9 protein-coding genes and 1 other RNA gene are annotated in these 15,111 nt (G+C 63.2%); 3 read left to right on the top strand and 7 right to left on the bottom strand.

Annotation, left to right across the window (positions count from 1 at the left end):
• The first annotated feature begins 1 nt into the window (after position 1).
• Positions 2-820: a helix-turn-helix transcriptional regulator gene (locus POS17_RS09470; protein WP_060838316.1), complete on the top strand. Its 819-nt coding sequence runs from the start codon at positions 2-4 to the stop codon at positions 818-820.
• Here POS17_RS09470 and POS17_RS09465 read toward each other — a convergent pair.
• The 7 genes from POS17_RS09465 to POS17_RS09435 form a co-directional block, all read right to left on the bottom strand.
• Positions 817-1,317 (bottom strand): GrpB family protein, encoded by a 501-nt coding sequence (locus POS17_RS09465; RefSeq protein WP_060838315.1) that lies wholly within the window; start codon positions 1,315-1,317, stop codon positions 817-819. The two genes, POS17_RS09470 and POS17_RS09465, sit on opposite strands and share 4 nt — an antisense overlap.
• A 248-nt stretch (positions 1,318-1,565) precedes the next feature.
• Positions 1,566-1,662, bottom strand: an RNA gene (ffs, locus tag POS17_RS09460) — signal recognition particle sRNA small type.
• 239 nt (positions 1,663-1,901) lie between these two features.
• Positions 1,902-3,071, bottom strand: coding sequence for a zinc-binding metallopeptidase family protein (locus POS17_RS09455; RefSeq protein ID WP_060838314.1), 1,170 nt, complete (start codon positions 3,069-3,071; stop codon positions 1,902-1,904).
• A gap of 117 nt (positions 3,072-3,188) precedes the next feature.
• Complete coding sequence (gene ligA, locus POS17_RS09450; protein WP_060838313.1) at positions 3,189-5,561, bottom strand: NAD-dependent DNA ligase LigA; 2,373 nt, start codon at positions 5,559-5,561, stop codon at positions 3,189-3,191.
• A gap of 124 nt (positions 5,562-5,685) precedes the next feature.
• Positions 5,686-6,543 (bottom strand): cell division protein ZipA, encoded by an 858-nt coding sequence (gene zipA / locus POS17_RS09445; protein ID WP_060838312.1) that lies wholly within the window; start codon positions 6,541-6,543, stop codon positions 5,686-5,688.
• A gap of 256 nt (positions 6,544-6,799) precedes the next feature.
• Complete coding sequence (gene smc, locus POS17_RS09440; protein ID WP_060838311.1) at positions 6,800-10,288, bottom strand: chromosome segregation protein SMC; 3,489 nt, start codon at positions 10,286-10,288, stop codon at positions 6,800-6,802.
• A gap of 2 nt (positions 10,289-10,290) precedes the next feature.
• A complete protein-coding gene (locus POS17_RS09435; RefSeq protein ID WP_060838310.1) occupies positions 10,291-10,950 on the bottom strand; it encodes a GntR family transcriptional regulator in 660 nt (219 codons plus the stop codon).
• A gap of 266 nt (positions 10,951-11,216) precedes the next feature.
• Between POS17_RS09435 and xdhA the strand changes: the two genes are divergently transcribed.
• On the top strand, positions 11,217-12,671 hold the full coding sequence (xdhA, locus tag POS17_RS09430; protein ID WP_060838309.1) for a xanthine dehydrogenase small subunit: 1,455 nt from the start codon (positions 11,217-11,219) through the stop codon (positions 12,669-12,671).
• Positions 12,664-15,063 (top strand): xanthine dehydrogenase molybdopterin binding subunit, encoded by a 2,400-nt coding sequence (gene xdhB / locus POS17_RS09425; protein WP_060838308.1) that lies wholly within the window; start codon positions 12,664-12,666, stop codon positions 15,061-15,063. Before xdhA ends, xdhB begins: the two co-directional genes overlap by 8 nt.
• The last annotated feature ends 48 nt before the right edge of the window (positions 15,064-15,111 follow it).

Here is a 15,111-nt window from a genome sequence, read left to right as displayed (position 1 = left end):
GATGAACGCACCGGCTGGCCTGCAGCATCACGAAAGCCGTATCGACGCTTGCGTCATCCGTGCCAGGCAAGCCCACGCCCTGCAACGAGTACCGATTTTCGTCAGCGCCCTGTGCCGGGTGCGCCAGGGCGAAAAACGCATGGCCTGGGACGATCGCGAAATGCGCGTGGGCGGCCAGCACCTGATCCTGCTGCCGGCCGGGCGCGAAGTGGGCATCAGCAACTCTCCAGGGGCGCAAGGCCACTACATCGCCGATGTCGTGACCTTCCCCGCCCCGGCCTTGCGCGCGTTCAGCCTGCGCTACCACCCACAGATCGTCGCCCGCCCCGGACGCAGCGGCGCAGACCTGTGCGTCCCCCTGGAGCGACACACGGCCCAGACCTGGGACAACCTCCTGCAATGCATCGCCAGCGATGCGCCGGATGCCCTGCGCAACCACTACGGCGAGGCGGTGCTGCTGGCCCTGGCCCTTGGCGGCTGGGCCGGCCCTTTGTTGCTGGACCGTCACGACCCACTGTGCGAACGGGTGCAGCAGGTCCTCATGAGCAATCCGGCGCGGGACTGGACCGTCGCCTGCGTCGCCGAGCGCCTGAACCTCGGGGCTTCGACATTGCGCCGCCAGCTGGCGAACGAGAACGACAGCTTCAGCAACATTCTCGAAAACGTCAGGCTGGGCATGGCCCTGCAATGGCTGCAAACCACGCCACGCCCAATCGGCGAAATCGCCGCAGCCAGCGGCTACGCCTCGGCTTCTCGCTTTGCCGTGCGCTTTCGCAAGCATTACGGGCTGTCGCCCCGAGAGTTGCGCGCCGCGATCTAGCCCTGGCGCGCCATCACGGCATCGATGAAGGGAGCCTTCTGCGCGAGATACTCGCCAATCCCCCCGCGATTGTCGGCTTCAAGCGCCAGCTTCAGATCCTGGTATTGCTGGCGCAAATCGCTGTCTTGCCGCAGCAGATCGCGAAAAACCAGCATGCGCCCGATCTGCTCATGACCACAGATGCAGACATGCACTTTATGGGTGCGCACGCCCTCGACATCGCGGCGGTAAAAGTGATGCCCCGGGGATAGATTGCTGCCTCGGACATAGCCCAGGGTCGCCATGAAGGCATTGCGCGCCGCCTCATCCCGATGCTCCACGACCACCAGCAAAAGATCGATTTCCGGCTTGGCCGCCAGCCCCGGAACAGCCGTGCTGCCCACGTGATGAACAGCCATCAGCTCGTCGCCGAAGCCCTGGACGATGCGGGCTCGCTCGGCACTGAAGGCCGCAGGCCAGTGATTCTCGTAAGCACAGATTTTACTGGTCAGCGCCATTGGCACTCCGTCCCTGGTAGAAAAAGCGCGAGAGCTTAACCGCGATAGGCATTGGCGTACCACAGCTACGCCGCCGGAGTATTCATGAGGAACGCGAGACGCACGACGATTCGCCCGCCTTAGACCGGCTTGCGGGACAACAACAGATAGAAGAGGAGAAATCGACACGGCTGTCTCACGCCTTGTACCACCGCGTGGCAAAGGGTGAAAAACCGTTAAGAATCAATCGCTTGAAAGATTGGAGGCAACCCCACCAGCCACACCCCGGCACACAATGTTCCCGCTGTGGCTGCTTCCTTCCGGATCTGACCAGGTTCACGGGTAATCGTTGCGGGGGGACCGATGGGGTCACCATAACGACGTTCGCCTGTCGGCGAGCCGCGCCATTGTACCTATCTGAGTCGAACTTACAACCGCTCGTTGCAGATTAAAAAATCCGATGAGCTTCAAGCACTTGGATGTGTTCGGGGATACAAGCGCCATCCAACCGCCGCTACCGCCGAAGCACGCCGGTTCACGGGGCAGGCGCCGCGCCGGATCAGGTACATCGCCCTGGCAAGCTCGCTCCTACGGGACGGGGGGGATCATCCATCCAGGGACAACACTTCTTCGGCGCGACCGCCTTCCTGCTGGATCACCAGGTGGATGAAGTGCAATTTGCCGATCACCGCCGGCGGCAGGATAAAGGGATAGAAATCCGGCTGTCCCATGCTGCGGGACAGTTCATTGAGCATGCCCGCCAGTTCGATCCAGGCATTGACGAAGGCCAGGAACGCCGGACCGCCGGGATGCTGCGGGTCGTAAAGACTGCTCAGGGGAAACGGCTGGTAATCGAGATCGACGTCTCGGGCACTCATGCCAAAGCCCAGGGCCGTATCCACCGCGTCCATCATGTGCAGGTAGTGAGCCCAGGTTTCCGCCCAGTCTTCCCAGGGATGCATGGTGGCGTAGGCGCTGATGTGGCTTTGCTGCCAATCACTCGGTGCGCCTTGCTGATAGTGGCGCTCCAGGGCCTGGGCATAGCTGCCGCGCTCATCGCCGAACAGGCGGCGAAACGGCTGCAGCCAGGGGCTGTCGGCAATCAGCCGATCCCAATAGTAGTGCCCCACTTCATGTCGGAAGTGCCCGAGCAGGGTGCGATAGGGCTCACGCATCTGCGTTCGCACCTGTTCGCGATGGGCATCGTCGGCCTCCTTGATATCCAGGGTGATCAGGCCACCGGCGTGCCCGGTCATGGGCGCCCTGCCCTGGAGATCGACACCGATAAAATCGAAGGCCAGGCCCCGCTCTTCATCGTCACTCTTGGGCAGCAGTTGCAGCCCCAGGGCAAGCAACTGCGCCACCAGGCGACGCTTGGCGATTTCCACCTTGCGCCAGCGCTCAGGGTTCTCGGGGACGGACAGGTCGGGAATGGTGCGATTCAAGCGGCAGGCGATGCACAGGCTGCCCGTCAGGTGCGCGGGCAGCAGCCAGTTACAGGCCGCCGCCGTATGCAGATTGGCGCAGCGCTTGAACGCGCCGGCCTCGGGCCTGGCATCGAGCACCCAGGTTTGCGCCACAGGTCCCGGCCGCAGGGAAGACAAGCTGCCCAATTGCGGCGCATAACCGAGCACGGCCGCACAGGCCAGGCATTGGCTGTTGCGAAAGAACAGCGACTGCCCGCAGCGACAGGCCCAGAGCTTGCCGCTGCGTGAACGATCACCGACAAAGGGCGCGGCGATGCGGGAACTGAGCTGCTCGAAGAAACGGTACATGGCGCATCCTCCGTGGGGCCTGCCAAGACTAGATCATCCTGGCGGCCCCATCGTTCCCTCGGCCCGGCAGGAGCCCGCCGGCCGGTTTGCCATCACTGGCAGGTCGGCGGCCACGCATCACGCAGGGAGGGGGACGCCATGCTCACTGAGAAAGGCCACGAAGGCAGCTTCGTCCAGAACCTTGAGCCCCAGCTCATTGGCCTTGGCCAGCTTGGAGCCGGCGCCGGGTCCTGCCACCACGCAGTGGGTTTTCGCCGACACGGACCCTGCCACCTTGGCCCCCAGGCTTTCCAGCTTTTCCTTGGCCACATCGCGACTCATCAGCTCCAACGAGCCGGTGAGCACCCAGGTCTTGCCAGCCAGAGGCAGGCCTTCGACCACTTTCTTCTCACTCAGCCAGTGCATGCCAAACGCCGTGAGCTGGTCTTCAATGGCCCGGGCCAATTGGGCATTGGCCGGGTTGTCGAAGAACTCGCGCACCGCCTTGGCCTGCTTCTCCGGCAAGGCCTGGCGCATGTCCAGCCAGTCCGCGTCGATCACGCCCTGCAGGGAGCCGAACTTGTCCGCCAGCTTCTGCGCGGCTCCTGGGCCCACCGAGGGGATATTGAGCTTGTCGAGCATGCCGCCCAGGGTGGTACTGGCGGCGAACTCGGCCCCGAGCTCGCCCTGATCCTGCAGCTGCAGGCCACATTGGTCCGCGGCCAGCAAGGCACCGATCACCTGGCGGTTATGGCTGTCCTGGAAAAAGCTGTGGATCTCGTGAGCCACCTCCAGCCCCACATCCGGCAGGTAGGTCAGGACCTGCGGCAAGGCCTGCTGGACACGCTCCAGGGTGCCCAGGGAGCGCGCCAGGACCTTGGCCGTTTCCTCGCCGACATCGGGAATGCCCAGGGCATAGATGAACCGTGCCAGGGCCGGACGCTTGCTGTCCTCGATGGCCTTGAGCAGCTTGTTGCTGGAGACTTCGGCGAAGCCTTCCAGGTCGATGATCTGTTCGTACTTGAGCTGGTAAAGATCCGCGGGCGAAGCAATGAGCTGTTCGTCCACCAGTTGCTCGATGGTCTTGTCCCCCAGGCCTTCGATGTCCATGGCGCGACGGGAGACAAAGTGAATGATCGCCTGCTTGAGCTGGGCGCCGCAGGCCAGGCGACCGACACAGCGATACACCGCGCCCTCGCTCACGGTTTCCCGCCCCTTGCTGCGCTTGACCAGTTGGGTGCGCTCGACATGTGAACCACAGACCGGGCAGCTTTCGGGAATCTGCACCGGCCGGGCGTCCTGCGGACGGCGCTCGACGACCACCTGCACCACTTGCGGGATCACATCGCCGGCACGGCGGATGATCACCGTGTCGCCGATCATCAGCCCCAGCCGCGCCACTTCATCCATGTTGTGCAAGGTGGCGTTGGACACCGTCACGCCCGCCACTTTCACCGGCTTCAGACGGGCTACCGGGGTAACCGCACCGGTGCGGCCGACCTGGAACTCCACATCCAGCAGCTCGGTCAGCTCTTCCATGGCCGGAAACTTGTGGGCAATAGCCCAGCGCGGCTCGCGGGCACGGAAGCCCAGCTCGCGCTGGGAGGCGATGCTGTTGACCTTGAACACCACGCCGTCGATTTCATAGGCCAGCGCGTTGCGGCGGTCGCCGATTTCACGGTAGTAATCCAGGCACTCGTCGATGCCCTTGGCCAGACGCAACTCGCGGCTGATGGGCAACCCCCACTGCTTGAGCTGCTGCAGATTGCCGATGTGGGTGTCGGCGATGTCGGCGCTGACCTGGCCCAGACCGTAGCAGCAGAATTCCAGGGGCCGACTGGCGGTGATCTTCGAGTCCAGCTGACGCAGGCTGCCCGCAGCGGCGTTGCGCGGGTTGGCGAAGGTCTTGCCGCCCGAAGCCAGTTGCGCCTCGTTCAATCGCTCGAAGCCGGCCTTGGACATGAAGACCTCACCCCGCACTTCCAGGGTCGCCGGCCAACCGCTGCCTTGCAGCTTGAGCGGGATGTTGCGCACGGTACGTACGTTGACACTGATGTCTTCGCCCGTGGTGCCGTCGCCACGGGTGGCACCGCGCACCAGCACGCCGTCCTGGTACAACAGGCTCACCGCCAGGCCATCGAGCTTGGGCTCGCAGCTGTACTCCACTGCGGCGCCAGCACCGAACAGGTCGCCCGCCGGCAGGTCCAGCCCCTCGACGACCCGACGATCGAATTCGCGCATGTCGACTTCTTCGAAGGCGTTGCCCAGGCTGAGCATGGGGATCTCATGGCGTACCTGGGTGAAGGCCGAGAGCGCCGCACTGCCGACCCGCTGGGTTGGAGAATCGCTGGTGACCAGCTCTGGATGCTCGGCCTCCAGGGCCTTGAGCTCGTGGTACAGGCGGTCGTACTCGGCGTCCGGAATGCTCGGTTCGTCCAGTACGTGGTAGCGGTAGTTGTGTTGATCCAGCTCGGCGCGCAGCTCAAGAATGCGGGTTTCAGCGGCGGTCATGGGGTTCTCTCATAAAGCAAAAGAGCAGCCTAGGCTGCTCGATCTGAAATGGGGGGCGTGGGCCTCGCTGGCAAGCCAGCGCCTGTACAAGCCAGCTCCTGAGGAAGGAGCTGGCTGTTGAAGCTTAGCGCTTTTGGGTCAGAGCGCGACGTTCGAACTCGACGATGCGCTGACGGTAGTGCTCGATGGTCTGGGCAGTCAGAACGCTGCGCTGATCATCCTTGAGCTCGCCATTGAGCTCCTGGGACAGCTTGCGCGCCGCGGCCACCATCACATCGAACGCCTGTTTCGGGTGACGCGGGCCTGGCAAGCCGAGGAAGAAGCTCACTGCCGGGGTGCTGAAGTGGTCGATATCGTCCAGGTCGAACACCCCCGGCTTGACGGCGTTGGCCATGGAGAACAGCACTTCACCGTTGCCTGCCATGCTTTCGTGACGATGGAAAATATCCATCTCGCCAAACCGCAGGCCGCTTTCGAGGATGTTCTGCAGCAACGCCGGGCCCTTGAAACCGGCGGCATCACGGCAGATCACGCTGATCACCAGCACCTCTTCGGCTTGCGGCTGCTCTTTGTCGCCGTGACTGGCCGCCTTGTTGCCTTCCTCAGCCGGGAAGTCATCGTCGCGACTGCTGAAGCTTGGGCCGTTGTCCAGGTCCAGATCCAGGTTGAGGTCGCCCTGGTGAGGCTCGCCGCCACGCTTGCCGCGCTTGGAAGACGAACTCTCCCGAGGCTCGCGGGCCGGCATGCTCACCGACGGCAGGTCATGCTCGTCCAGTTGTGGCTCTTTATGAGTATCCAGCACCCGGGGCGGACCCAGGAGTTCGGCACTGCCTTCGTCATCCGGCAGGTTGGACAGACTTCGATCAAGACGGAACTTCAACTTCCCCTTGCCGCCGCGCATACGCCGCCAGCCATCAAAAAGAATACCGGCGATAACAATAATGCCGATGACGATCAGCCACTCGCGCAGACCGATTTCCATGTAATCCCGTGCCTCTATGAAAAATGCTGAAAAATAAGGGGTTTACAATCTGCAAACCGCTTTAAAACGTGGCGCCAACTCTATGTTCTGAATGGCGTTTTGCCCACGCATAGGAAAAATTGACATTAAACTAGCACGACCAAAGGCAACTTTACACCGTCTGTCGCAACGGTTACGGCCAATATGCCGGCTGGTCAGGTTGGCAAAAGGGAAAATTCCCCGACTTGCCCCCAACTAGCGCCTCAGTCGCACGGACTCAAGCGTCCACCATCGCCATCGCCTCCTCGACATCCACGGCTACCAGGCGCGAACATCCGGGTTCGTGCATCGTCACACCCATTAACTGATCAGCCATTTCCATAGCGATCTTGTTGTGGGTGATATAGATGAACTGCACTGTCTGCGACATTTCTTTAACCAATCTTGCGTAGCGTCCAACGTTAGCGTCATCCAGCGGGGCGTCAACTTCGTCGAGCATGCAGAACGGCGCCGGATTCAACTTGAAGATGGCAAATACCAGGGCCAATGCAGTCAATGCCTTTTCGCCACCCGAGAGCAAATGAATGGTGCTGTTCTTCTTCCCCGGAGGACGAGCCATGATCGTTACCCCTGTATCGAGTAGATCTTCGCCCGTCAGTTCCAAATAAGCGCTGCCACCACCGAAAACTTTTGGAAAGAGTGCCTGCAGACCGCCGTTGATCTGATCAAAGGTATCTTTGAAGCGATTACGGGTTTCCTTGTCGATCTTGCGGATCACGTTTTCCAGGGTTTCCAGGGCCTCCACCAGGTCAGCATCCTGGGCATCCAGATAGCGCTTGCGCTCGGACTGCTGCTGGTATTCGTCGATGGCCGCGAGGTTGATCGCGCCCAGGCGCTGGATCCGCGCGGCAATACGCTCCAGTTCCTCTTCGGCGGCCTGTTCGCTGGCTTCTGCGGTCAGGGTCGCCAGCACGCCGTCGAGGTCATAGCCATCAGCCAGTAGCTGCTCCTGCAAGGTCTTGCGGCGCACGGTCAGGGCTTGCCACTCCATGCGCTGTTGTTCCAGCTGGCCGCGAATCAGCTGCGATTGCTGCTCGGCCTGGTTGCGGCGCTTCTCGGCGTCACGCAGCTCGCGGTCGGCATCTTCCAGGGCGATCTGCGCAGTCTTGAGTTCGACATCCACGGTCATGCGCTTTTCCAGCAGCTCTTCGAGCTTGAGACGCAACTCCTCCAGAGGCGCCTCCCCCTCCTCCAGATTGAGGCTGAGCTGCTCGCGCTTTTCGGTCAGGCGCTCGGATTGCAACTCCAGGCGCTCCAGAGCCTGACGAGTGGAATCGTGCTGGGCCTTGAGGGAGCCCATGCGGACTGCCAGTTGATGAGCGTGATCCTTGTGCTGGCGCGCCTCCTGGCGCACCCGATCAAGGCGCTCGCGCAGGCTGTCGCGCTGGGCCAGCAGCAGCTCACGCTGCTCGGTATCCAGGGCCATGCTGTCGAGGGCTTCCTGCAACTGCAGGCGCGCCTCGCCGACCTGTTCGTGCTCCAGCTCACGCTGCTCACCCAGCTCGACCAGTTCTTCATCAAGACGGGTGCGCCGCAGGTTCAGTTGTTCGGCCTTGGCCTTGCCGGCGGACAGCTTGGCTTTCAATTCACCCTGCTGGCGGGCTTCGTCCTGCAACAGGCGGCGCAGATGTTCACGACCGTTCTCCTGCTGACGCTGCTGGGCCCGCAGGTTGAGCAACTGGCTTTCCAGGGCCTCGACACTGGCTTCGCGCTCATCGCGCTCCAGAGTCAGTTGCTGGATTTCCTGGCCCCGCGCCAACACGCCACTTTCCGCTTCGCTGGCGCGACGCACCCGCAAAAAATGCCGGCCAACCCAGTAGCCATCACGGCTGATCAGACTCTGTCCGGCACTCAGTTGCCCACGCAAGGCCAGGGCCTGTTCCAGGCTGTCCACCGGCTTGACCTGGCCCAGCCAGGGCGCCAGATCGACCTGGGATTCAACCTTGTCCAGCAGGCTGCCAGGCATGCGCGAAACATCCCCTTGCAGGCTCAGCAGACGCAGATCGCCCTGCTGAAAACCGGCCAGATCGATACCGGAAAAATCGTCCACCAACACCGCTTGCAGATCGGCGCCTAGCACGGTTTCCACCGCCAGTTCCCAACCCGGTTCCACGTGCATGCCATCGGCCAGGCGCGGACGCTCGGCCAACTGCTGCTCGCGCAACCATTGCGCGGTACCGGTGCCCGGGTCGAGTGCCGCTTGCTGCAAGGCCTCCAGGGAAGCCAGGCGACCATTGAGCCGCTGCAGTTCACCCTGGGCCTGCTGCTGAGCCTGGGTGGCCTGCTGCAATTGCTGACGCAGCTGTTCCAGGCGCTCGACCTGTGACTCTTCGCTGGCCTGCAGGTCTTCCAGGGTCGCTTCGCTGGCGGCCAGTTGCTCGTTGAGTTCGAGAATCGCCGCATCTTCCGGGTCCGCCGAGAGCAGCTCGCGCTCCTCGGCCAGACGCCGCTGACGCTCGGACAGGCGCTCCATGCTGCCTTCGAGCTGCTGGATGCGCGACTGCTGCACTTCAGCCTGGCGTCGCGGCTCGGCGGAACTCAGGTTGAAGGCGTCCCACTGCTCCTGCCAGCCGTGCATGGTGGTTTCGGCTTCTTCCAGGGTCGCGGCCGCCTCCTCGGCAGCGGCGGCGGTGACTTCCTGCTCGGGTTCGAGCATGGCCAGCTCTTCCCCCAGGGTCGCCAGCAAGGTGCGGTCGTGGCCCAGGTGGGACTCGGTCTCCAGGCGCGCGCGCTCGGCTTCCTTGAGGTCGTCCTGCAACTGCCGCAGACGCTGCTGCCCATGCTGGATGCTCTGCTCGACCCGGGCGATATCGCCGCCCACCGAATAGAAGCGCCCCTGCACCAGATTGAAGCGTTCGGACAGTTCGTGATGCCCATCGCGAAAGCGCTCAATGGCGGCATCGGCGTTGCGCTGCTCGGCCACCAGCGCCTCGAAGCTGACTTCCTGGCTGCCGATCACCGACTCGCGCTGGCCCACCTGCTCATTCAATGCCTGCCAGCGCAGGGCCGACAGCTGCGCCTTGAGCTGACGCTCCTCGGCCTTGTATTCCTGATACTTCTCGGCGGCCTGGGCCTGGCGATGCAAGCGTTCGAGCTGGCGCTCCAGCTCTTCGCGCAGGTCGGTCAGACGGGCGAGGTTCTCGTGGGTGCGGCGGATGCGGTTTTCCGTTTCGCGCCGACGCTCCTTGTACTTGGAGATCCCTGCGGCTTCTTCGATGAAGTTGCGCAGGTCCTCGGGCTTGGCCTCGATCAGCTTGGAGATCATGCCCTGCTCGATGATCGAGTAGCTGCGCGGCCCCAGGCCGGTGCCAAGGAAGATATCGGTGATGTCCCGACGGCGGCACTTGGCGCCGTTGAGGAAATAGCTGTTCTGGCTGTCGCGGGTCACCTTGCGGCGGATGGAGATTTCCGCATAGGCCGCGTACTCCCCCACCAGGGTGCCGTCGGAGTTGTCGAACACCAGTTCGATGCTGGCCTGGCTCACCGGCTTGCGGCTGGTGGAGCCGTTGAAGATGACGTCGGTCATCGACTCGCCGCGCAGGTTCTTCGCCGAACTCTCGCCCATCACCCAGCGCACGGCGTCGATGATGTTCGACTTGCCGCAGCCATTGGGCCCGACCACCGCCGCCATGTTACTGGGGAAGTTCACCGTGGTCGGATCGACGAAGGACTTGAATCCCGCCAGCTTGATGCACTTGAGTCGCACGTTTACGCATCCGCCAACGCAGACACCACCAGATCGCTGCTGCGCTGGGCGTAGGCCGTCAACACCTGGCGGATCTCCGGCAGATCACGAGCCAGTACCGCAGCCAGCAACTGTTCGAACAGCGCCAGGTACTCGCTCATCGAAGCCTTGCGCTGCTCCAGTGCCAGGTAATAGGCCCGGCTCATCGCCGGCTGCAGGTTCTCGACGGTTTCCTGCAGGTACGGGTTGTTAGCAAAGGGATAGGCCGCCCGCATCACGCTGAAGCTGTCTTCAACGAAGGCGCGGATGTCCTGGCGCTCGTAGGCACTCTCCAGACGCTGCTGGATCTGCAGGAACGGCGCCATGTCGCTCTGCTGCACCCAGCCGCTGGCCACGGAATTGCCCAGCAGGATGTACAGCTCGCTCATCAGGGTGCACAGGCTGCGGACCTTGTGCTCGGTGAGCTCGGTCACATGCGCGCCGCGACGCGGCAGGATGGCGATCAGATGGCGACGCTCGAGAATCAGCAAGGCCTCGCGGACCGAACCACGGCTGACATTGAGGGCCAAGGTGACCTTCTGTTCCTGAATACGCTCCCCAGGCTTGAGATCCCCGCGAATGATACGTTCGGCGAGGTGGTGAGCAATCTGCTCGGCGAGGCTGTCCGGCGCCTTGAACGTCATGGTTTTCCTTCAAAATCTTTAAACGGCACAAGCGGCGAAGTGTAGCGCAATTGCTACATCATCGCGGAGTGCCTCGACAGGGGAATTTGGCATGAAACAAGCAGAAGGATGTCAATCAAGGGGTTTCTCGAATGCCGTTCATACTTGGAATGTTGAGCATGGAAAATTCCTGACCTGAAAGTCAGAAAATCATTGACCGAAAAGTCAGACATGACTAAATTCGGCTCAGTTCGCTTAACAACAATAAAGAGTCTGCGAGGCCTTCCGTGATCCAGTTTTTATTCAACCAGGAACTCCGTAGCGAGCACGCCCTGGACCCGAACCTCACCGTGCTCAACTACCTGCGCGAGCACCTGGGCAAATCCGGCACCAAGGAAGGCTGCGCCAGCGGCGACTGCGGCGCCTGCACCGTGGTGGTGGGCGAGTTGCAGACGGATGCGCAAGGCCGCGAAAGCATCCGCTATCGCAGCCTCAACTCGTGCCTGACCTTCGTCTCCTCCCTGCACGGCAAGCAACTGATCAGCGTCGAGGGCCTCAAGCACCAGGGGCAACTGCACAGCGTGCAGCAGGCCATGGTCGACTGCCACGGCTCGCAATGCGGCTTCTGTACCCCGGGCTTCGTCATGTCGCTGTTCGCCCTGCAAAAAAACAGCAGCCAGCCCGACGCCCACAAGGCCCATGAAGCCCTGGCCGGCAACCTGTGCCGCTGCACCGGCTACCGGCCGATCCTCGCTGCCGCCGAGCAGGCCTGCTGCGGCGGGCAGAGCGACCAGTTCGACGCGCACCAGGCCGAGACCATCAGCCGCCTCAAGGCCATCGCCCCCAAGGACACCGGCGAGCTCAACAGCGGCGACAAGCGCTGCCTGGTGCCGTTGACCGTAGCCGACCTGGCCGACCTCTACGACGCCTATCCACAAGCGCGGTTGCTGGCCGGCGGCACCGACCTGGCCCTGGAAGTGACCCAGTTCCACCGCACCCTGCCGGTGATGATCTACGTCGGCAACATTGCCGAGATGAAGCGCATCGAACGCTTTGACGATCGTCTGGAAATCGGCGCCGCCACCGCCCTCACCGACTGCTACGACGCCTTGTGTGCCGAATACCCGGACTTCGGCGAATTGCTGCAACGCTTCGCCTCGCTGCAGATCCGCAACCAGGGCACCCTGGGCGGCAATATCGGCAACGCCTCGCCCATCGGCGACTCGCCGCCGCTGCTGATTGCCCTCGGCGCGCAGATCGTTCTGTGCAAGGGCGAAGTGCGGCGCACCCTGGCCCTGGAAGACTATTTCATCGACTACCGGGTCACCGCCCGCCAGGAAAGCGAATTCATCGAGAAGATCATCGTGCCCCGGGCCAGCGCCGAGCGACTGTTCCGCGCCTACAAGGTGTCCAAGCGCCTGGACGATGATATTTCCGCGGTCTGCGCCGCCTTCAACCTGCGCATCGACAACGGCGTGGTCAGCGATGCGCGCATCGCCTTCGGCGGCATGGCGGCCATTCCCAAGCGCGCCCGTAGCTGTGAAGCGGCGCTGCTGGGCGCGCCCTGGAACCAGACCACGGTCGAACGCGCCTGTGCCGCGCTGGCGCAGGATTTCACACCGCTTTCGGACTTTCGAGCAAGCAAGGAATACCGCCTGTTGAGCGCACAGAACCTGCTGCGCAAATACTTCATCGAACTGCAAACACCGCACATCGAAACCCGGGTGACCGCTCATGTCTAATCATCACAAGGTCGAGAAGACTCAAGCCGAACTGACCGCCCTGTTTCAACAGGACCTGAGCACCGGCGTCGGCCGCAGCGTCAAGCACGACAGTGCCGACAAGCACGTGTCCGGTGAGGCCGTGTACATCGATGACCGCCTGGAATTCCCCAATCAGTTGCACGTCTACGCGCGGCTGTCTGACCGGGCTCACGCCAAGGTCATCAGCATCGACACCGGCCCCTGCTACGCCTTCGAGGGCGTGCGCATCGCCATAACCCACGAAGACATTCCCGGCCTCAAGGACATCGGTCCGCTGCTGCCCGGCGACCCGCTGCTGGCCATCGATACCGTGCAGTTCGTCGGTCAGCCGGTGCTGGCGGTTGCCGCCCGTGACCTGGAAACCGCGCGCAAGGCGGCCATGGCCGCGATCATCGAGTACGAGGACCTGGAGCCGGTACTGGATGTGGTGGAAGCCCTGCGCAAGCGCCACTTCGTGCTGGACAGCCACACCCATCAGCGCGGCGACTCGGCCGGCGCCCTGGCCAGCGCCGAACACCGTATCCAGGGCACCCTGCATATCGGCGGCCAGGAGCATTTCTACCTGGAAACCCAGATTTCCTCGGTCATGCCCACCGAGGACGGCGGCATGATCGTCTACTGCTCGACCCAGAACCCCACCGAAGTACAGAAGCTGGTGGCGGAAGTGCTCGACGTGTCGATGAACAAGATCGTGGTCGACATGCGTCGCATGGGCGGTGGTTTCGGTGGCAAGGAAACCCAGGCCGCCAGCCCCGCCTGCCTGTGCGCGGTGATTGCCCGCCTCACCGGCCAGCCGACCAAGATGCGCCTGCCGCGGGTCGAAGACATGCTGATGACCGGCAAGCGCCACCCCTTCTACATCGAATACGACGTGGGCTTCGACAGCCACGGGCGCCTGCACGGCATCCAGCTGGAACTGGCCGGCAACTGCGGCTGCTCGCCGGACCTCTCGGCGTCCATCGTCGACCGGGCGATGTTTCACGCCGACAACGCCTACTACCTGGGCGACGCCACCATCAACGGCCATCGCTGCAAGACCAACACCGCGTCAAACACCGCCTACCGCGGCTTCGGCGGCCCGCAAGGCATGGTCGCCATCGAGGAAGTGATGGACGCCATCGCCCGCCACCTGCACCTGGACCCGCTGGCGGTGCGCAAGGCCAACTACTACGGCAAGACCGAACGCAACGTCACCCACTACTACCAGACCGTCGAGCACAACATGCTCGAGGAAATGACCGCCGAACTGGAAGCCAGCAGCCAGTACGCGGAACGCCGCGAAGCCATCCGCCTGTACAACGCCAATAGCCCGATCCTGAAAAAGGGCCTGGCGCTGACCCCGGTGAAGTTCGGCATCTCCTTCACCGCCAGCTTCCTCAATCAGGCCGGAGCGCTGATCCACGTCTACACCGACGGCAGCATCCACCTGAACCACGGCGGCACGGAAATGGGCCAGGGCCTGAACACCAAGGTGGCGCAAGTGGTGGCCGAAGTGTTCCAGGTGGACATCGGGCGGGTACAGATCACCGCCACCAACACCGACAAGGTGCCCAACACCTCGCCCACCGCCGCGTCCAGTGGCGCCGACCTCAACGGCAAGGCCGCGCAGAATGCCGCGCAGACCATCAAGAACCGCCTGGTGGAATTCGCCGCGCGCAAGTATCAGGTCAGCGAGGAAGACGTGGAGTTCCACAACGGCCACGTGCGGGTTCGCGAGCAAATCCTGACCTTCGAGGAACTGATCCAGCAGGCCTATTTCGCCCAGGTGTCGCTGTCCAGCACCGGCTTCTACAAGACCCCGAAGATCTACTACGACCGCGCCCAGGCCCGGGGCCGGCCGTTCTACTACTACGCCTTCGGCGCCGCCTGTGCCGAAGTGATCGTCGATACCCTGACCGGCGAGTACAAGATGCTGCGCACCGACATCCTGCATGACGTCGGCGCCTCGCTGAACCCGGCCATCGACATCGGCCAGGTCGAGGGCGGCTACATCCAGGGCATGGGCTGGCTGACCACCGAGGAGCTGGTGTGGAACGCCAAGGGCAAGCTGATGACCTGCGGCCCGGCCAGCTACAAGATCCCGGCGGTGGCGGACATGCCTGCGGACCTGCGGGTCAAGCTGGTGGAAAACCGCAAGAACCCGGAAGACACGGTGTTCCACTCCAAGGCCGTGGGCGAACCGCCGTTCATGCTCGGTATCGCCGCCTGGTGCGCGATCAAGGACGCGGTGGCCAGCCTCGGCGACTACCGTCACCAGCCCCAGATCGATGCACCGGCGACTCCCGAGCGGGTGTTGTGGGGCTGCGAGCAGATGCGCCGCTTGCAGGTGAGCAGGGGCACGGATCAGCACGTCGAGCTGGCACCGCTGTAATGGCCGCCGCGGGCCGGCCCGCTCCTGCAACAGCCGTGGGAGCGGGCC

Origin of the sequence: Pseudomonas sp. Os17, assembly GCF_001547895.1 — a bacterium.
Taxonomy (GTDB): Bacteria; Pseudomonadota; Gammaproteobacteria; order Pseudomonadales; family Pseudomonadaceae; genus Aquipseudomonas.
Note: the sequence above shows the minus strand (reverse complement) of the source record. Positions and strands in the feature narration are given on the sequence as shown.